Annotated in this window: 17 protein-coding genes; 5 read left to right on the forward strand and 12 right to left on the reverse strand. The window is 71.3% G+C overall.

The annotated features are described in order from the left end of the window. The first annotated feature begins 61 nt into the window (after positions 1-61). The gene (locus IH68_RS0111405) at positions 62-529 is read left to right on the forward strand and encodes an RDD family protein (protein WP_030932495.1); all 468 of its coding nucleotides are present in this window, start codon (positions 62-64) and stop codon (positions 527-529) included. Positions 530-666: 137 nt separating this feature from the next. Here IH68_RS0111405 and IH68_RS0111410 read toward each other — a convergent pair whose 3' ends face one another. From IH68_RS0111410 to lipB, 4 genes are all read right to left on the reverse strand, one after another. Beyond that, on the reverse strand, positions 667-1,365 hold the full coding sequence (locus tag IH68_RS0111410) for a DUF4191 domain-containing protein (RefSeq protein ID WP_030932497.1): 699 nt from the start codon (positions 1,363-1,365) through the stop codon (positions 667-669). 60 nt (positions 1,366-1,425) lie between these two features. Continuing rightward, a complete protein-coding gene (locus tag IH68_RS0111415; RefSeq protein WP_030932499.1) occupies positions 1,426-1,626 on the reverse strand; it encodes a hypothetical protein in 201 nt (66 codons plus the stop codon). Between the two features lie 279 nt (positions 1,627-1,905). Further along, positions 1,906-2,871: a lipoyl synthase gene (gene lipA / locus IH68_RS0111420; protein WP_030932502.1), complete on the reverse strand. Its 966-nt coding sequence runs from the start codon at positions 2,869-2,871 to the stop codon at positions 1,906-1,908. Between the two features lie 128 nt (positions 2,872-2,999). Then, positions 3,000-3,818, reverse strand: a complete 819-nt coding sequence (gene lipB, locus IH68_RS0111425) for a lipoyl(octanoyl) transferase LipB (protein WP_030932504.1) — start codon at positions 3,816-3,818, stop codon at positions 3,000-3,002. A gap of 253 nt (positions 3,819-4,071) precedes the next feature. On the opposite strand from lipB, the gene IH68_RS0111430 reads away from it, so the two are divergent. Beyond that, on the forward strand, positions 4,072-5,508 hold the full coding sequence (locus IH68_RS0111430) for a hypothetical protein (protein ID WP_030932506.1): 1,437 nt from the start codon (positions 4,072-4,074) through the stop codon (positions 5,506-5,508). An 88-nt stretch (positions 5,509-5,596) separates the two neighbouring features. On the opposite strand, the gene IH68_RS0111435 is transcribed toward IH68_RS0111430, so the two are convergent. Together IH68_RS0111435 and IH68_RS0111440 are read right to left on the reverse strand one after the other, a co-directional pair. Then, complete coding sequence (locus IH68_RS0111435; RefSeq protein ID WP_030932508.1) at positions 5,597-6,946, reverse strand: NAD(P)/FAD-dependent oxidoreductase; 1,350 nt, start codon at positions 6,944-6,946, stop codon at positions 5,597-5,599. Positions 6,947-7,127: 181 nt separating this feature from the next. Further along, positions 7,128-8,039 (reverse strand): TIGR01777 family oxidoreductase, encoded by a 912-nt coding sequence (locus tag IH68_RS0111440; protein ID WP_037884730.1) that lies wholly within the window; start codon positions 8,037-8,039, stop codon positions 7,128-7,130. 38 nt (positions 8,040-8,077) lie between these two features. Between IH68_RS0111440 and IH68_RS0111445 the strand changes: the two genes are divergently transcribed. Further along, entirely contained in the window at positions 8,078-8,566 is a 489-nt protein-coding gene (locus tag IH68_RS0111445) for a GNAT family N-acetyltransferase (protein WP_030932512.1), read from the forward strand. Positions 8,567-8,576: 10 nt separating this feature from the next. Here IH68_RS0111445 and IH68_RS0111450 read toward each other — a convergent pair whose 3' ends face one another. Beyond that, positions 8,577-9,761: a MarP family serine protease gene (locus IH68_RS0111450; protein ID WP_030932516.1), complete on the reverse strand. Its 1,185-nt coding sequence runs from the start codon at positions 9,759-9,761 to the stop codon at positions 8,577-8,579. Positions 9,762-10,062: 301 nt separating this feature from the next. Here IH68_RS0111450 and IH68_RS0111455 point away from each other — a divergent pair, with 301 nt between their 5' ends. After that, on the forward strand, positions 10,063-10,803 hold the full coding sequence (locus IH68_RS0111455) for a peptidoglycan recognition protein (protein WP_030932518.1): 741 nt from the start codon (positions 10,063-10,065) through the stop codon (positions 10,801-10,803). Between the two features lie 134 nt (positions 10,804-10,937). On the opposite strand, the gene IH68_RS0111460 is transcribed toward IH68_RS0111455, so the two are convergent. Continuing rightward, positions 10,938-12,074 carry a lipid II:glycine glycyltransferase FemX gene (locus tag IH68_RS0111460; RefSeq protein WP_030932521.1) on the reverse strand — a complete coding sequence of 379 codons (1,137 nt, stop codon included), beginning with the start codon at positions 12,072-12,074 and terminating at the stop codon, positions 10,938-10,940. A 92-nt stretch (positions 12,075-12,166) separates the two neighbouring features. On the opposite strand from IH68_RS0111460, the gene IH68_RS0111465 reads away from it, so the two are divergent. Next, positions 12,167-12,391, forward strand: a complete 225-nt coding sequence (locus tag IH68_RS0111465) for a hypothetical protein (RefSeq protein ID WP_030932524.1) — start codon at positions 12,167-12,169, stop codon at positions 12,389-12,391. A gap of 3 nt (positions 12,392-12,394) precedes the next feature. On the opposite strand, the gene IH68_RS0111470 is transcribed toward IH68_RS0111465, so the two are convergent. The 4 genes from IH68_RS0111470 to aceE form a co-directional block, all read right to left on the reverse strand. After that, positions 12,395-12,934, reverse strand: coding sequence for a carboxymuconolactone decarboxylase family protein (locus IH68_RS0111470; RefSeq protein WP_030932527.1), 540 nt, complete (start codon positions 12,932-12,934; stop codon positions 12,395-12,397). Positions 12,935-12,978: 44 nt separating this feature from the next. Further along, positions 12,979-13,497, reverse strand: coding sequence for a DUF4240 domain-containing protein (locus tag IH68_RS0111475; protein WP_030932530.1), 519 nt, complete (start codon positions 13,495-13,497; stop codon positions 12,979-12,981). 56 nt (positions 13,498-13,553) lie between these two features. Beyond that, positions 13,554-14,531, reverse strand: coding sequence for a helix-turn-helix transcriptional regulator (locus IH68_RS0111480; RefSeq protein ID WP_030932532.1), 978 nt, complete (start codon positions 14,529-14,531; stop codon positions 13,554-13,556). A 258-nt stretch (positions 14,532-14,789) separates the two neighbouring features. Continuing rightward, a complete protein-coding gene (gene aceE / locus IH68_RS0111485; RefSeq protein ID WP_030932535.1) occupies positions 14,790-17,492 on the reverse strand; it encodes a pyruvate dehydrogenase (acetyl-transferring), homodimeric type in 2,703 nt (900 codons plus the stop codon). Positions 17,493-17,670: the final 178 nt, after the last annotated feature.

Here is a 17,670-nt window from a genome sequence, read left to right on the forward strand (position 1 = left end):
GGACCCAGTCCGGTGTACCCCACCTGTCCGTATCGCGAAACGGGCGCAGTACCGTGGACGCGTGGACAACAGGGATGCAATCGGCTCATGGCTCTCGGGCCCCCGCGCGGCCGCAGAGGAAGCCGGTGTCGACTTCGGATACCGCGGCGAACAGCTCGGTCTGCCGGAGGAGGGGCCGGGCTCGATCGCCCGCCCGGGCCGCCGGTTCGGTGCCCTCGTCGTCGACTGGGGCCTGTGCCTCTTGATCGCATACGGCCTGATCACGCACGGCTACGACCAGGCGACGGGCAACTGGGCCCTGCTCATCTTCTTCCTGCTCGGCGTCCTGACCGTCGGGACGATCGGCGTGACCCCCGGTAAGCGCCTCTTCGGCCTCCGCGTGGTCGCCCTGGACACCGGCCGCCCCAGCCCCCTGCGCGCCACCCTCCGCACGGCCCTGCTGTGCATCGCCATCCCGGCCCTGATCTGGGACCGCGACGGCAGGGGGCTGCACGACCGGCTGGCCCGCACGGTCGAGGTCCGCAGCTAGCCGCTCCGCGGGCTGCGCCGATCATCGTCTGCGGCACCGCCGCGGACTTCGCTCGCCCTGCGTGCTCCTCGGGTGCTGCTACGACGATGGGGGGCGCCCGGTCACTCCGGGCGCCCCCCATCGTCGTAGGAGGAAACTCAGCGGGCCTTGCCGCCCTTCGGCAGCTTCATGCCCTTCGGCATCGGGCCCTTGGGGAGCGGCATATTGCTCATCAGGTCGCCCATGGCGCGCAGCCGGTCGTTGGTGGCTGTCACCTGCGGGCCGGTGAGGACGCGCGGCAGCTTGAGCATCGTGGTCCGCACCTTCTTCAGCGGGACCTGGCCGTCGCCCGTGCCGACGATGACGTCGTGCACCGGTACGTCCGCGACGATGCGGTTCATCTTCTTCTTCTCGGCGGCCAGCAGGCTCTTCACCCGGTTCGGGTTGCCCTCGGCGACCAGGACGATGCCGGCCTTGCCGACGGCCCGGTGCACCACGTCCTGGCTGCGGTTCATGGCCACCGCCGGAGTGGTGGTCCACCCCCGGCCGATGTTGTCGAGCACCGCCGCGGCCGCGCCCGGCTGGCCCTCCATCTGCCCGAAGGCCGCCCGCTCGGCCCGGCGCCCGAACACGATCGCCGTTCCGAGGAAGGCGAGCAGCAGGCCCAGGATGCCGAGATAGATGGGGTGACCGATCAAGAAACCGATCGCGAGGAAAACACCGAAGATGCCGATGCCGACAGCCGCGAGTACAAGACCGATCTTCTTGTCGGCCTTGCGGGTCATCTTGTAGGTCAGAGCGATCTGCTTCAGTCGCCCGGGGTTCGCAGCGTCCGCTGCAGGTTCCTTCCTCGCCATGCCACGAAGTCTACGTGGCCCCGGGAGCGCCGTATGACGGCAGTGTCCGGAGGGTGGGATTCAGGGGCGGACGACGAGGGTCTGCTCCATGACGCGCTGGGCTTCGACGCGGTCCTTGGCGCGGCGGCGGTCCTCCAGGACGGAGGTCCAGGCGTTGCGGCGGGCGGTGCGCTGACCGCTGCTCATGAGCAGCGACTCGACTGCACGCAGTGCAGTGGTGAACGACGGGATGGCGTTGGCGCGAACCGGCGCGGCCTGCATGGTGGAGGTCCCCCCTCGGGATACGGGCACTGGGAGTTGGTGTACGTGGCGTGAGTCCAGCGTCACTGATTGGTGTTACCAGGGCGTGACCGACCGGTCAAACACCAATGAAGCCTTGATGTGACGGGCCAAAACGCTGACGCGGCCCTGACGGCGCCCTCATCTGCGAGGACGGTCAGGACCGCGTCGATTCGGCCGTTACTGGCCGGTAGTTTCTTGTGCGCAGTTTCACACGGAATGGTGGCACTCCGTGCCATCAGGCGGCGGTTCGTGCGAGCGTCAGACGGCCTGCGAAGCGACGTAAGCGCCTCGCTTCTCGATGGCCATCTGGTACAGCCGGCCGGCGCGGTAGGAGGACCGGACCAGCGGGCCGGACATCACGCCGGAGAAGCCGATCTGCTCGGCCTCCTCCTTCAGTTCCACGAACTCGTGCGGCTTGACCCAGCGCTCGACGGGGTGGTGGCGCACGGACGGGCGCAGGTACTGCGTGATGGTGACCAGCTCGCAGCCGGCCTCGTGCAGCTGCCGCAGCGCGTCGCTGACCTCCTCGCGGGTCTCGCCCATGCCGAGGATGAGGTTCGACTTGGTGACGAGCCCGTAGTCGCGGGCGGCCGTGATGACCTTCAGCGAGCGCTCGTAGCGGAAGCCGGGGCGGATGCGCTTGAAGATCCGGGGGACCGTCTCGACGTTGTGCGCGAAGACCTCGGGACGGGAGGAGAAGACCTCCTCGAGCTGCTCCGGCACGGCGTTGAAGTCCGGGGCGAGCAGTTCCACCTTCGTCCGCCCGGCCTCGCGCTCGGCGGTCTGCTGGTGGATCTGGCGGACCGTCTCGGCGTACAGCCAGGCGCCGCCGTCCTCCAGGTCGTCGCGGGCGACGCCGGTGATGGTGGCGTAGTTCAGGTCCATCGTGACCACGGACTCGCCGACCCGGCGCGGCTCGTCACGGTCGAGCGCCTCGGGCTTGCCCGTGTCGATCTGGCAGAAGTCGCAGCGCCGGGTGCACTGGTCGCCGCCGATGAGGAAGGTCGCCTCGCGATCCTCCCAGCACTCGTAGATGTTCGGGCAGCCGGCTTCCTGGCAGACCGTGTGCAGGCCCTCGCTCTTCACGAGGTTCTGCATCTTCGTGTACTCGGGGCCCATTTTCGCCCGGGTCTTGATCCACTCGGGCTTGCGCTCGATGGGGGTCTGGCTGTTGCGGACCTCCAGGCGCAGCATCTTGCGTCCGTCGGGTGCGACTGCGGACACGACCGGCTCCCTAGCGATTGATTCTTCGGCGACCTCAAGGGTACGCCCGTTGATTTGAATGCCCGGCGTCAGTCCTGGCCCCTGGGGCTGCCGCCCCGGACCCCGCTTCGGCCTGAAGGGCCCCGTCCTCAGACGCCGGACGGGCTGACTTGTGCCGGCGACCTCTCGACGAGGCGTGGCTTCAGGTCCGCGTTCTCCAGTACGTCCGTCAAGTGCCGCTCCACGACCGGCAGCACTTCCGCGATCGTCACGTCGCGGCCCAGCTCGCCGGCCAGGGAGGCGACGCCCGCGTCGCGGATGCCGCACGGGATGATGCGGTCGAACCACCGGTTGTCCGGGTTCACGTTCAGCGCGAAGCCGTGCATCGTGACGCCCTTGGCCACACGGATGCCGATCGCCGCGATCTTGCGGTCCTCGCGGCGCTGTCCGGCGTTGGACGGGGCGTACTCCGGGCCGTTCATCCGCGGGTCGAACTCCTCGTCGTGCAGACGCGGGTCGAAGTCGAGGGACAGCCCGCCGAGCGAGGGACGCTGCTCGACCGGGTCGCCGAGGACCCACACCCCGCTGCGGCCCTCGACCCGTGTGGTCTCCACCCCGAACTCCGCGCAGGTGCGGATCAGGGCCTCCTCCAGGCGCCGTACATGGGCCACCACGTCCACCGGGCGCGGCAGCTTCTGGATGGGGTAGCCCACCAGCTGGCCCGGACCGTGCCAGGTGATCTTGCCGCCGCGGTCCACGTCGATGACGGGGGTGCCGTCCAGGGGGCGTTCGCTGTCCGCCGTGCGCCGGCCCGCCGTGTAGACCGGCGGGTGTTCCAGCAGCAGCACGGTGTCGGGGATCTCGTCCGCGAACCGCGCCGCGTGCACCCGGCGCTGCTCGTCCCACGCCGTCTGGTACTCGACGGCCTCGGCACCGAATCCCATGCGGACGAACCGCAGCTCACTCACGGCAAGCGCCTCCCTAGAAGGTCGTAAGGCACGAAACGCGCCTACGCCACTGTACGACCGACCGTCTTACGTCAGCCCAGCGGCCAATCCTCACACGATCGGATGAACGAGTAGCGAAGCGTGCAACCACCTGCTCACTCTCCGCTACATTCGCGCCGTTCACAGAGGCCATAAGGGCTGCTCACAGGCAATCCGGGCACAGAGGACCGGCAGCGGTCCCTGGAGGCCCGAAAGGCAGGAGACCGCACCGCAGATGACGGAACGACCCGCGCAGCGCACTCCCAACCGTCAGCTCGCCGCGCTCATCGCAGAAGCCGGGTTCTCCAACGCGGGTCTCGCCCGCAGAGTCGACCAGCTGGGCCTCGAACACGGGCTTGATCTCAGATACGACAAGACGTCGGTCACCCGCTGGCTGCGCGGGCAGCAGCCCCGTGGCACCACTCCCGCCCTGATCGCCGAGGTCTTCACCCGCCGCCTCGGCCGCCGCCTCACCGCCCAGGACCTCGGCCTCGACGCCTGTGCGCCGGTGTACGCCGGGCTCGAGTTCGCCGCGGCCCCCGAGGAGGCCGTCGACATCGTCGGCGGCCTGTGGCGCAAGGACTCCGGTTCGCACGCCGAACTCCGCAAGATCGCTTTCACGCCCGCCGGTCTGGTCGTGCCCAGCCGGGACTGGCTGATCGGACGCGCCGACGACAAGGTCGCCCGCGGTGAACAGTCCGCGCGGGTCCCCGCCCAGGGCCGCCCGGTGGTGCCCCGCCAGCGCGGCCAGGCCGAACGCGGTCCCGGTCAGAAGGTCACCTCCGGCGACATCGCCGCACTCCGCTCGGTCGGCGAACTGTTCCGCACCCTCGACGACAAGTACGGCGGCGGCCACGCCCGCCAGGCCCTCGTGCGCTACCTGGAGCACGAGTGCGAGCCGATGCTGCGCGGCACCTACGGAGAGCAGACGGGCCGCCGGCTGTTCGGCGCGGCCGCCGACCTGACCCGGCTCGCCGGCTGGACTTCGTACGACATCGCCGCGCACGGGCTCGCGCAGCGGTACTTCGTGCAGGCGCTGCGGCTCTCCCAGGCCGCGGGGGACCGGGCGTACGGCTCGTACGTGCTCGTCACCATGAGCCGGCAGGCCGTCTACCTCGGCCACGGGCGGGAGGCCGTGCAGCTGGCGCGAGTCGCCCAGCAGGGCGTCGGGACCAACGCCCCGCCGGTGGTGCAGGCGCTGCTGCACTCGGCCGAGGCACGCGGGCACGGGGTGCTCGGGGAGGTGCGCAACTGCACGGCCTCGCTGGTGCGGGCGGAACGGGCCCTGGAGGCCGCACGATCCGGTGACGAAGTGCCCTACTGGGCGCGGTTCTTCGACGAGGCGCAGCTTGCGGACGAGTTCGGGCATGCGCATCGGGACCTGCAGCAGTTCCGTGCGGCGGCGCAGCATGCGGAGCGGTCGCTGCAGTTGCGTGCGCCTGCGTATGCCCGTAGTCGGCTGTTCTGCCGGGTTGTTCTTGCCTCCGCCCGCCTGGGCCTGGGGGAGCTTGATCAGGCCTGTGCGTTGGGGGCGGAGGCGGCCGGCGCTGCCGCTGAGATGCGGTCTGTGCGGGCGGTTGAGTATGTGCGGGAGTTTGAGCGGCGGTTGGAGCCCTATAAGGATGCTGCGCCTGTGCGGGGGTATCGCGACAAGGTCGCTGCGCTGGGGTAGCTATTCGCCGTAACTCCGACTGCCGTCGGCCTGCGCGCCACCGTCGTGGCTGGTCGCGCAGTTCCCCGCGCCCCTTGGGGGGCGCTCCTCAAGCCGCTGCTTTGACTGTGCTGCTTGGGGGGTCTGCCCTGTGCAGGGAGCCTGCTGCTCCCAGGTCCGTCAGGATTGCCGACGTGGCCCTGTGGGCCGAGTGCAGGGCGCCCTGGACCGTGCTGGTGTCCCGGTGGTCGCCGCATACGTAAAGGCCCGCCAACAGCCTTACCGGGCGGCGTAGGTCGTGCGGTGGGCGCATGGCGGGGACGGCTTCGGGGGTGTGGTGGACGGTGAGGGTTTCCCAGCGGGTGGTTGAGGTGCCGTAGAGGCGGGAGAGGTGCATGCGTACGGCGGTGTCCAGTTCCGGTGGGGGTGGGCCGAGGACAGTGGAGGAGATGAGGGCGCGGCCCGCGGGGGCCCGGCTGGGGTCCACTGCACTGACGACCGCCGTGTGGGCGACCGGGCCGCTGCGATCGGCGTCCAGGAGGAGGGAGGCACCTGTGGTCGGGGGCTCGTCCGTGGCGTGGTGAAGGACCGTCAGGGGGTGGAAGTCCGGTACGCGCAGGCCGGGGAGCAGGTCGGCTGCGGCGCGTGCGTCCGTCGCGAGGAGTACGGCGCGGCAGCGGATCTCGCCGTGTTCGGCGGTCGTGACCGCGCTGGTCGAGACCGAGGTGACGCGGACGCCCGTGTGGACCGTGCCCGGCGGCAGCGCTCGTGCGAGCAGCTCCGGGAGCATCTCGGCGCCGCCCTCCGGCAGGCACAGGCGCCCGCAGGCGAAGGCGCGCAGGGCGAGGTCGGCGCACCGGCTGGACGTGGTCAGTTCCGGGTCGCAGAGCAGGGCGGCCAGCAGCGGGCGCAGGAAGCTGTCGATCGCGCGGGCGGGGACACCGCGGGCCGTGAGGGCCTGGGCGGCGGGCAGCTCCGGGCGGGACAGCAGGCGTTCGATGGGGGCCGTGGCGAGCCGGGACAGGGCGTTGCCGAGGCGGGCCTGGTCCACGGCGGTGCCGAGCGGGGCGGTGGTCCGGGGGACGCTCTTGGTGGGGGCGCTCGCCAGGGCGCGTACTGCATGGAGTGCGCCCCTTGCGCCCCCCGCGGTCGCCGGGGCGGCCGCGCGATGGTGGCGTCCGTCGCTGTGCAGCAGGACGCCGGGCGCGAACGGGCGCAGCGCCAGCGCGTCCAGCCCGGGGGTCAGCCGCAGCTCGGGATAGGCCGTGGACAGCAGCTGGCCGATCCGGTCGAGCCGGAACCCGTCGACCTTCTCCGTCGACATGCGGCCCCCCACGCAAGGGGCGGCCTCCAGGACCGCGGTCGTCACTCCTGCGCTGGTCAGCCGATGCGCCGCGGAGAGTCCGGCAACCCCGGCTCCCACGATCACGACGTCCGCCTGGTAAGCGGGCTCAAGCACGTGCCCCTCCTCGAGGTTGCGCGGCCGGTGGAGACGTCATGCCCCCAACTGGCTCCAGGGATACCCGAGTTCGGGTCGAGGTTAGGGCCGTGATCGGTCAAGAACAGTCGCGCATGAACAGAGCACGGTCGCACGGCGGTCGCATGCGGTCGCGCCTTCGTTGTTGCGCCTCCGGAGCGCCTCAGCCCTGCGCCTCCGCAAGCGCGGCCTGCAGCGCCCCTTCGATGTCCGGGAACGCGAACGTGAAGCCGGACTCCAGCAGCCGCCGGGGCAGCACCCGCGCGCTGCCCAGCACATCCCCGGCCATCTCGCCGAGCACGGTCCGCAGCACGGGCGCGGGCACGGCGAACAGCGTCGGCCGGTGCAGCACGCGCCCCATGGCCGCGGTGATCTCCCGGTTCGTCAGCGGGGTCGGGGCGGTGAGGTTGAACGGTCCGGACAGGCCGTCGGTGTCGATGAGATGGCGGATCGCGGCCACCTCGTCGTGCAGCGCGATGTACGACCAGTACTGGCGGCCGTCGCCCATGCGGCCCCCGAGACCCGCCCTGAACAGCGGGAACAGCCGCCCCCAGGCGCCGCCGCCGCGGGCCACCACCAGCCCCGTCCGGGTGAACACGGTCCGTACGCCCGCCTCCTGCGCGGGGACCGCGGCGCCCTCCCACTCCACACACAGCTCCGGCAGGAACCCGGTCCCGGGCGGTGCGCTCTCGTCGACCGCCCGGTCGCCGGTCTCGCCGTAGTAGCCCATCGCACTGCCGTTCACGAACACCCGCGGCTTCTCGTCCAGTTCGGCGATCGCCCCGGCCAGCGCCGCGGTGCCGAGCACCCGGCTGCGCCGGATCTGCGTCTTGTACGCGTCCGTCCAGCGGCGGTCGCCCACGCCGGCGCCCGCGAAGTTGACCACGACGTCGCATCCGGCGAGAACGCCCGGATCCACGCGTCTGCCCTCCGGGTCCCAGCGGACCTCGTCCTTCGCCCGGGGCGCCCGGCGCACCAGCCGCACCACCTCATGCCCGTCGGCGGTCAGGGACCGCACCAGGGCGCCACCGATGAGCCCGGACGCACCGGCCACCGCGATTCGGAAACGTTCCATGGGCCCATTCTGCTCGGGGGACTCATAAGGTGGCCGTCATGCCGGTTCCGTTCATACGCCACGCAACCCTCGGCGACGAGGAGACGCTGGGGCGCCTCGACCGTGTCACCTGGTCCCCGCTGCACTCCGTACAGCCGCGCCCCCAACCGCCGTACGAACCCTTCTACAACGAGCGGTTCGGGCCCCGGGACCATCTGGTCGCGGAGTTCGACGGGGAGGTCGTCGGCTACATCCGCCTGGCCCATCCGACCCTGCTCGTCTGCAACGCCCATGTCCGGCAGATCCAGGGTCTCGTCGTCGCCGAGAAGGCGCGGGGAGCCGGCGTCGGACGGGCGCTGCTGCGGGCGGTGCGGGAGGAGGCCCGCAATCAGGGCGCGCGCCGGCTCACCCTGCGCGTCCTCGGCCACAACACCCCGGCCCGCAAGCTCTACGAGGCCGAGGGGTTCGTCGTCGAGGGGATCCTGCCCGGCGAGTTCCTGCTGGAGGGCGAGTACGTCGACGACGTGCTCATGGGGTGCAGTCTGTGACCCGTCCGCACTACGACGTGACCAGGTCGCCCGTGTCCACGGAAGCCGTCGCGCCCGCCGCGCGCCGGGCGTCGGGGGCGACCTCGGCCGCCGTCAGGACGTACCCCGTCTCGTTGTCGGACGTCGAGCGGGCGAAGACCACGCCGTAGACGCGGCCGCCGGTCGTCAGTAGCGGGCCGCCGGAGTTGCCGGGGCGCACGGTCGAGCGGATCGAGTAGATCTCGCGGGTCACCGTGGCGTCGCTGTAGATGTTCTGGCCGGTCGCCCGCACCCGGTTGGCGACCGTCGCCGCCTGGAGGTCGAGGTCGCCGTCCTGCGGATAGCCGGCCACGACCGCGGAGTCGCCGCGCGCGGCGCCGTCGTCGAACTTCAGGACCGGCGCGTCCAGCCCGGGCACATACAGCACCGCCACGTCCTTGTCGGGGTCGAAGAGCACCACCCGTGCCTCGTACGACCGCCCGACCCCGCCGATCCGCACGCTCGGGTCGTCGATGCCCGCCACCACGTGCGCGTTGGTCATCACATGGTCGCGGGCGTACACGAACCCGCTGCCCTCGCGCCCCTGGGTGCCGGAGACGCCCTCGATCTTCACCGTGCTGCGCTTGGCCGCGTTGGTGGCGCTCGCCGTGACGCTGTCGCCGGTGGGCTTGGCGACCTCGGCCGTCGACTCGTTCTCGAACGGGTTGAACACCTGCGGGAAGCCCGCCTGGGTGAGCGCCGAGGTGGCCCGGGAGAACCAGGCGGGCGTGGTGTCCGGCATGGCGTCCTGCACCGCACCGAGCAGCGCCGAGTCCCGGATCGCGGTCGTGAGCAGCGGCGACGAGGAAGCGCCCAGGACGCTCGCGGCGACCCAGGCCACGATCAGCACGGCGACCGAGTTGGCCGCGGCCCCGCCGACCCCGTCGGCCACCCTGAGCGGCCCCCGGTCCAGCTCCCGGCGCAGCCTGAGCGCAAGCCGCCCCGCCAGCTCGTGCCCCACCACGGCCGGGAGCAGCACGGTCAGCACCGCGGTCACGGTCGCCCGGGTCGTGCCCGCTGTCACCAGGTCCATCATCCACGGCAGGATCCACACGCCGAGCACCGCGCCGCCGACGAACCCGGCGAGCGAGACACAGCCGGCCACCAGTCCGCGCCGGTAGCCCGATGCCGCGTAGGCCACGACCACCAGCAACAGCAGGATGTCGAGCAGGTCCACAGAGCCGCCTTTCTCTCAGACCTCTTAGTACGCGCGGGACGGGCCCAGTGATCAGCCGAGCGCGCGTGGAGCCCCGATCCGGCCACGCGTGCGTGCATGAGGAGAAACGCCCCGGACCAGGACGATGGTTCCACCGGGTGGCACAGCACACATCGCGGACGGAGCGGATCCGGCCGAGAGTGGGCACATGCGCGTCCGAAGATCGCGAGGACCACGGCACGCCCGCGCCGCGCCCGCGCGGCGGAGCCGCACATCGGCCGTGACATCGGCCGCTGCCGCGGTGGGGCCCCGTGCCCCGCGCGTGCTGCTCGCCTGCCTGCCCGGACTGGCCGCGGCCCTCGGACTGGTCCTGTGCGCGGACGGCATCGGACACCGGGGCGCGAAGCCCAGGCCGCCCGTCGCGGCTCGCCCCGCCGCGCCGCACACCGCGGCCAGACCGAACATCGTGCCCCGGTCGGCCTGGCTCGACTCCCTCGCCCGGCACGCCCAGCCGCCCCCGCGCTACGACGACAAGGTTGTCGCGGTCTTCGTCCACCACACCGACTCGCCCAACGGCTACGACTGCGCCGAGGCGCCCCGCATCATCCGTTACCTGTACGCGGGCCAGACCGGCGCCCGCCAGTGGGACGACATCGGCTACAACTTCCTCGTCGACCGCTGCGGCACCATCTACGAGGGCCGCGCGGGCGGCGTCGACCGCCCCGTCACCGGCGCCCACACCCAGGGCTTCAACCACCGCACGACCGGCATCGCCGCTCTCGGCACCTTCACCGCGGGCGTCACCGTGCCCCAGGCCATGACGGATGCGATCGCCAGGCTCGCCGCCTGGAAACTGGGGCCCGCCGACATCGACCCGCGCGCCGAGGTGCGCCTGGTCTCCAGCAACAGCCTCAGCCGCTACCGGTCCGGCACCACCGCCACCCTCCCCGCCCTCGCCGCCCACAAGGACGCCTACATGACAAGCTGCCCCGGCCTGGCCCTCACCGCCCGCCTCCCCGAAATCAGACAACTGGCGGCACGGCTGCAGGGCCGGACCCGCTAAGCAGGTCGGGCGAAGTCCGCGGCGGTACGGCAGCGCCCTGAAGGGGCGCGGGGCTGGATCGATATGCGGCTCCGCCGCGGGGCGCGACCGGCCACGACGGTGCCGCAGACGACCGACCGCCCATCGCCGCACTCCTAGCGGAGCGCCCTGCGCCCGAGATACGCCCCCAGCGCCCGCTGCAGCACCTTGCCCTGGCTGCCCACCGGCAGCTTCCACTCCCCGAGGTACTCCACCGACCGGCCGCCCGCGCCCGTCTTGAAACGGAGCCGGTTCAGCAGGCGGTCCTCGGCCAGGACAGGGGTGACGGAGCGCAGGTCGTACGTCTCGGCCCCCGCCGCCCGCGCGTCGCACAGCATCCGCCACAACAGCGCGCTGCTGGGCCGCAGTTCACGCCCCCGGCGGCCGGACGCGGCGTAGCAGTGCCAGGCGCGCGAGCCGACGTTGATCATGAGCGCCGCGGAGAGCACCTGGCCGTCGTACTCGGCGAGATACAGCCGCAGCCGGTCGTCGTCCTCGGCGTTCAGCGCCTTCCACATGCCGCGGAAGTAGTCCAGTGGGCGGGCCTTGAAGCCGTCGCGAGCGGCGGTCGCGGTGTACAGACGGTAGAACTCGGGCAGATCGGCGGCTCCACCCCAGCCGACGCGTACGCCCGCCAACTCGGACGTTCGCAGGCCCCGCTCCCAGTGCGGTGCCAGCGCCCCGCGCAGCTCGTCCACCGAGCGTCCCGCGAGCGGTATGTGGCAGCCGTAGCGCGGCTGGCCCAGCCCGAAGCCGCTGCCCTCGTCGTCCTCGCACCGCCGCCACCCGAGCCGCCCCAGCCGCTCTGCCACATCCAGCGCGTACCCGTCGAGGCCGTCCGCCGGCAGATCGTGCAGATGGCGTACGTCGGGGTCGGCGATGCCCGCCGCCACACCGGCCGCCTCCCAGTGGCGTACGACAAGCGGCGGTCCGATCCGGAGCGAGAACGCCCCGCGCTCCTCGACATGGGCGACGAGCGGGTCCAGCAGGCGTTCCAGACGCGGGTTGTGCCAGTCGATCGCGGGCCCGTCGGGGAGATAGGCGAGGCAGCGCCGGGTGCCCGGCAGCGGCCGGTACAGCACGAGGGCCGCCGCGACCATCGTCCTGCCCTCGAACCAACCGACGCTCTCCGCCTGCCAGTCGGGCTTCACATCGCCCCATTCGGGGATCTGGAGGTGGCTCGCGTCGGGGTTCTGCCGCAGATGGGCAAGGTGTTCCTCGCGCGTGATCTCCCTTACGTACGGGCTGGTCATGGCCTCACAGGTTTCTCTCAGCCGCCTCACGGATCCTCCCGAGGCGCTCTCCCTATCGTCATGCACACGCACTGACTGGAGGTGGGGAAGAAGTGAACAGTCACAACAACACCACGCACAAGACCGAGGGCCGGACCCGGACCGCCCATGGCCCCTGGGCGGCGCTCTGCGCGGCCGTGGCCGTCGTCCTGGGCCCGGCCGCCGTCACCGCGTCCGCGCTCGACCAGGCCAACGCCGCCCCGCTGCACCACGCGGTGAAGGCCGACCGGACACAGGCGTACATCCCCTCGGACCAGACCCGGCGCCGGACGGCCTGACCCTCAGCCCGGGTCACCGCCCACCAGCCCCAGGAACTGCTCCCCGGACGGGTCGACATCCACCCCGAGCCCGTTCATGAGGCCCGCCAGCATGACGTAGTAACCGGTCGTGGTGACGATCTCGACCACCTGCCGGTTCGTGAAGCAGGCGCGGAGAGCCTCCAGCGTGGTCTCGGACAGGGTGTGCCGGGACACCAACTCGAAGGCCGCAGCCACCGCCGCCGACTCCGGCTCGTCGAACTCCCGCCCGTCGGCCCGTCGTTCGGCGATCGCCCTCAGCTGCTCGGGCGTCACCCCCGCGTTCAGCGCGATCGGGTGGTGCTGGGCGGACTCGTAGGCGCACTGCGTGGCGGTCGCGACCGTCATCACGACCAGCTCGCGCAAGCGGACCGAAAGCGACGACTCGCGCAGCACGGCCATGCCCAGTTCGATCGTCGGGCCCGTCAGCGGCGGGGAGTGCGAGAGCATGCGGAAGGCGTTGAGCGGCACGGGCAGCCGGGCGACGGCGTCGGACGGCCGCTCCGGGTACGGGATTCGAGCCATGGTCCCCCTCATCGAACCGGTGGTCCTGCTGAACCGGTGAAACGTCACTCCCGGAATCGCTCCCACAGCTTGGGGTAGCGCTCCGCCAGCACCCGCTCGTTCTCGAAGTCCAGCGGTGTGCCCTCCGGCTCGGAGGGCGCGGCCGGGATGCCCAGGTCGGGGGCGACGGTCCCGGTGAGCTGCTCGTAGGCCTCGTCCGCCGTGTAACCCAGTTCCTCCCCGTCCCCGTCGATCTCCTCGTCGAAGTCGTCCAGGAGGTCGGCCAGCGAGTCGGGGTGGTGCACGGCCCCCTCGTACACCTCGCGCCCCTGCCCGATCAGCCAGCACCGGAAGAAGTCGAACGCGTCGTCGCTCGCCCCGTCGAGCAGCACCCAGGCGGCACCCCACAGATCCCAGCTGTAGGCCCGGTTGTAGCGGGACTCGAAGTGACGGGCGAAGTCCAGGACCGTCTCCGGATCGAGCTCCAGAAGCCGCTCCACCAGCAGGTCCGCCTGCTCCTCGGGGTCGCCCTCGGCGGCCTCGCGGGCGGCGTCCACCAGCTCCCAGAACTCCGACTCTTCCATCACGGGTCCAGCATCGGCCCTGGGCGGGTGGGGCGCACGTGGAGTGCGACTGATTGTTATGTCCCGTACAGCAGGCCCAGCCGGACGGCATCGTCGGCGAAACGGGCCCGCAGGCTGTCCGGCGCGAGTACCTCCACCTCCGGACCGAGCCCCGCGAGCTGCCCATGGGCGACCTCCTCGGACTCCACGGGGAGCGTCACCGTCAGCCAACCGCCCTCGTCCGGGGCGTCCGCGGCCGCCAGCGCCTCCCGGGCGGAGGCGGGATCGACGGCGTACGGCAGTCTCCGCGCCCCGGCTGCCGACAGCCGCACGACGACCTCGGCCCGCAGGATCGACCGCGCGAACTGCTCGGCCTGTTCCTCCCAGAACCCGTGAAGGTCGAACTCCTCGTCGCGTACGAACCGCTCCTCGGAGGCAGCCACCGCCGTGAACCGGTCGATCCGGTAGACGCGGTACGGCCCGTGGCCCTCCGCCACCCGCGCACACACGTACCAGACGCCCGCCTTGAGCACGAGCCCGTACGGCTCCAGCTCCCGCTCCACCTCGGCCTCCCGGCTCCGGTAGCGCGCGGTGATCCGGCGGTCGTCCCACACCGCGTCGGCCACGGCGGGCAGCAGTTCGGGCGCTTTCGGCTCCGTGAACCAGTTCGGCGCGTCCAGGTGGAAGCGCTGTGCGGCGGTCCTGGAGGCGTCGCGGAGGGAGGGGAGCAGGGCCGCCGACACCTTCAGCCGGGCCGCCGAGGCCGCGTCCTCCAGCCCCATCTCCCGCAGCGCCCCCGGCACACCGGACAGGAACAGCGCCTCGGCCTCACCGCGCGCGAGCCCGGTCAGCCGGGTGCGATAGCCGCCGATGAGCCGGTACCCGCCGGCCCGGCCCCGGTCCGCGTACACCGGAACCCCGGCCTCCGACAGCGCCTGCGCATCCCGGGTGACGGTCCGCTCGGACACCTCAAGCTCCCGCGCCAGCTCGGCGGCGGTCATGGAGGGCCGGGACTGCAGGAGCAGCACCATTTTGATGAGGCGGGCGGCACGCATGCCCACCATGATGCGTTGCGCTCCGCGGGTCGGTACGTGTTTGTCTGCGGGTGAGTGGGGGCTTGTCGCGCAGTTCCCCGCGCCCCTCAAAGACAGGTCGGCTCAGCTGTCCCGTTTTTGAGGGGCGCGGGGCTGTATCGATATGCGGCTCCGCCGCGTGGGCGCGACAAGCCCCCACCGGCCCGCAGCCGACAAACGACCGGAAAGCCGTGAAGGGGCCCGCGGCCGGCCGCCGGGGCCCCTTCACCACCGCAGGGCCTACAGCCCGTACTTCTCGCGCGCTTCCTTCACGGCCGTCGCCTTGACCTCGCCGCGGCGGGCCAGCTGGGCCAGGGCCGCCACGACGATCGACTGCGCGTCGACGCCGAAGTGGCGGCGGGCCGCCTCGCGGGTGTCCGAGAGGCCGAAGCCGTCGGCACCGAGCGAGGAGTAGTCCTGGTCCACCCACTGCGCGATCTGGTCCGGGACCTGCCGCATGTAGTCGGAGACGGCCAGCACCGGGCCCTCGGCGCCGTGCAGCGCCTGGCGGACGTACGGGACGCGCTCCTCGCCGCGCAGGAGGGCCGCGTCGGCCTCCAGCGCGTCGCGCCGCAGCTCCGTCCAGGAGGTCGCGGACCAGACGTCGGCCGCGATGCCCCACTCCTCCGCGAGCAGCTTCTGCGCCTCGATCACCCAGTGGATCGCCGTACCGGAACCCAGCAGCTGGATGCGCGGCGCGTTGGCCACCGGCGAAAGCCCCGCCGATTCCGCCGTGTTGAAGCGGTACAGACCCTTGACGATGCCCTCGTCGATACCGAGTCCGGCCGGCTTCGCGGGCTGCGGCAGCGGCTCGTTGTAGACGGTGAGGTAGTAGAAGACGTTCGGGTCCTCGCCCGGCGCCGCCTCGCCGTACATCCGGCGCAGACCGTCCTTGACGATCGTCGCCACCTCGTACGCGAACGCCGGGTCGTACGTCAGCGCCGCCGGGTTGGTCGCGGCGATCACCGGCGAGTGGCCGTCCGCGTGCTGCAGGCCCTCGCCCGTCAGCGTCGTACGGCCCGCCGTCGCGCCGACCAGGAAGCCGCGGCCGAGCTGGTCCCCGAGCTGCCACATCTGGTCGGCCGTACGCTGCCAGCCGAACATCGAGTAGAAGATGTAGAACGGGATCATCGCTTCGCCGTGCGTGGAGTACGCGGTGGAAGCGGCGATGAAGTCGGCCATCGAACCGGCCTCGGTGATCCCCTCGTTGAGGATCTGGCCGTTCTTGGCCTCCTTGTAGTACATCAGCTGGTCGCGGTCGACCGGCTCGTACGTCTGACCCTTGGGGGAGTAGATCCCGAGGGACGGGAAGAGCGACTCCATGCCGAAGGTGCGCGCCTCGTCGGGGACGATCGGCACCCAGCGCTTGCCGGTCTCCTTGTCGCGGACCAGGTCCTTGATCAGGCGGACGAAGGCCATGGTGGTGGCCACGTTCTGCGTGCCGGAGCCCTTGTCGAAGGAGGCGAAGGCCTTCTCGGCGGGGGCGGGCAGCGGCGCGAGCGCGTGCGTACGGCGGGCCGGGGCCGGGCCGCCGAGCGCGGCGCGGCGCTCCTGGAGGTAACGGACCTCGGGGGAGTCGGCGCCCGGGTGGCCGTAGGGCACCTGGCCGTCGACGAACTGGCTGTCCGAGATGGGGAGTTCGAGAAGGTCACGCATCTTCTTGAACTCGTCCACCGTCAGCTTCTTCATCTGGTGATTGGCGTTCTTCGACGCGAAGCCCTCACCGAGGGTGAAGCCCTTGACGGTCTGGGCCAGGATGACGGTCGGGGCGCCCTTGTGGCCGAGCGCGGCCTTGTAGGCGGCGTAGACCTTGCGGGCCTCGTGGCCACCGCGCGAGAGGTGGAAGCACTCGAGGATCTTGTCGTCGCTCAGCAGCTTCGCCATCTCGACGAGCGCCGGGTCCTTGCCGAAGAAGTCCTCGCGGATGTAGGCCGCGTCGCGCGTCTGGTACGTCTGCACCTGGGCATCCGGTACCTCGCGGAGCCGGCGTACGAGCGCGCCCGTGGTGTCGAGCTGGAACAGCTCGTCCCACGCCGTACCCCAGAGGGTCTTCACGACGTTCCAGCCCGCACCGCGGAACTGGGCCTCCAGCTCCTGCACGATCTTGAAGTTCGCGCGGACCGGGCCGTCGAGGCGCTGCAGGTTGCAGTTGATGACGAAGGTGAGGTTGTCCAGGCCCTCGCGGCTCGCGAGTGCGAGTGCAGCCGTCGACTCGGGCTCGTCCATCTCACCGTCGCCGAGGAACGCCCACACATGGGACGAGGAGACGTCCTTGATGCCGCGCGCCGTCAGATAGCGGTTGAAGCGGGCCTGGTAGATCGCCGACAGCGGGCCGAGGCCCATGGAGACGGTCGGGAACTCCCAGAGCCAGGGCAGTCGCCGCGGGTGCGGGTACGACGGCAGGCCGTTGCCACCGGCCTCCTGGCGGAAGTTGTCGAGGTGCGCCTCGGTCAGACGGCCGTCGAGGAAGGCGCGGGCGTAGATGCCGGGGGAGGCGTGGCCCTGGATGTAGAGCTGGTCGCCCGAGCCGTCGGCCTCCTTGCCCTTGAAGAAGTGGTTGAAGCCGGTCTCGTAGAGCCAGGCCGCGGAGGCGAAGGTGGCGATGTGGCCGCCGACGCCGTGCTTGCTGCCCCGGGACACCATCGCGGCCGCGTTCCAGCGGTTCCATGCGGTGATCCGGGACTCCATCTCCTCGTCACCGGGCACACCCGGCTCGGCGGCGGTGGGGATGGTGTTGACATAGTCCGTCTCGAGGAGCTTGGGCAGCGCGATGCCGTTGCCCTCCGCGCGCTCCAGCGTGCGGCGCATCAGATACGCGGCACGGTGCGGGCCCGCCGCCTTGGCGACCGCGTCCAGGGAGGCCTGCCATTCGGCGGTCTCCTCGGGGTCCCGGTCGGGGAGCTGGTCGAGCTCGCTCGGCTGGATGGCGTTGGGGTCGGTCATGTCGCCGCCTTCCTCAGTCGAAGGGGGTTCCCTCATCGGTTAAGGGTTCGGGGTTGCCCTTGGTCTTTGGCAGGACAGGGCTAGGGCCCTCGTGCTGTGACACTTTGCGGCTACCGCCGCGGGCCCGCCGGTGACTCTAACTCCCTGATCGATGATCGATCAAAGGGTTGCAGGCAAA

The organism is Streptomyces sp. NRRL S-646 (genome assembly GCF_000720765.1).
In the GTDB taxonomy this organism is placed as follows: Bacteria; Actinomycetota; Actinomycetes; order Streptomycetales; family Streptomycetaceae; genus Streptomyces.

Coding starts and splice junctions, on each gene's coding strand:
- IH68_RS0111415 (WP_030932499.1), bottom strand. CDS start 1,626: ATGCAGGCCGCGCCGGTTCGCGCCAACGCCATCCCGTCGTTCACCACT.
- IH68_RS0111410 (WP_030932497.1), bottom strand. CDS start 1,365: ATGGCGAGGAAGGAACCTGCAGCGGACGCTGCGAACCCCGGGCGACTG.
- IH68_RS0111445 (WP_030932512.1), top strand. CDS start 8,078: ATGCCGGTTCCGTTCATACGCCACGCAACCCTCGGCGACGAGGAGACG.
- IH68_RS0111475 (WP_030932530.1), bottom strand. CDS start 13,497: ATGGAAGAGTCGGAGTTCTGGGAGCTGGTGGACGCCGCCCGCGAGGCC.
- aceE (WP_030932535.1), bottom strand. CDS start 17,492: ATGACCGACCCCAACGCCATCCAGCCGAGCGAGCTCGACCAGCTCCCC.
- IH68_RS0111480 (WP_030932532.1), bottom strand. CDS start 14,531: ATGCGTGCCGCCCGCCTCATCAAAATGGTGCTGCTCCTGCAGTCCCGG.
- IH68_RS0111460 (WP_030932521.1), bottom strand. CDS start 12,074: ATGACCAGCCCGTACGTAAGGGAGATCACGCGCGAGGAACACCTTGCC.
- IH68_RS0111430 (WP_030932506.1), top strand. CDS start 4,072: ATGACGGAACGACCCGCGCAGCGCACTCCCAACCGTCAGCTCGCCGCG.
- IH68_RS0111440 (WP_037884730.1), bottom strand. CDS start 8,039: ATGGAACGTTTCCGAATCGCGGTGGCCGGTGCGTCCGGGCTCATCGGT.
- IH68_RS0111470 (WP_030932527.1), bottom strand. CDS start 12,934: ATGGCTCGAATCCCGTACCCGGAGCGGCCGTCCGACGCCGTCGCCCGG.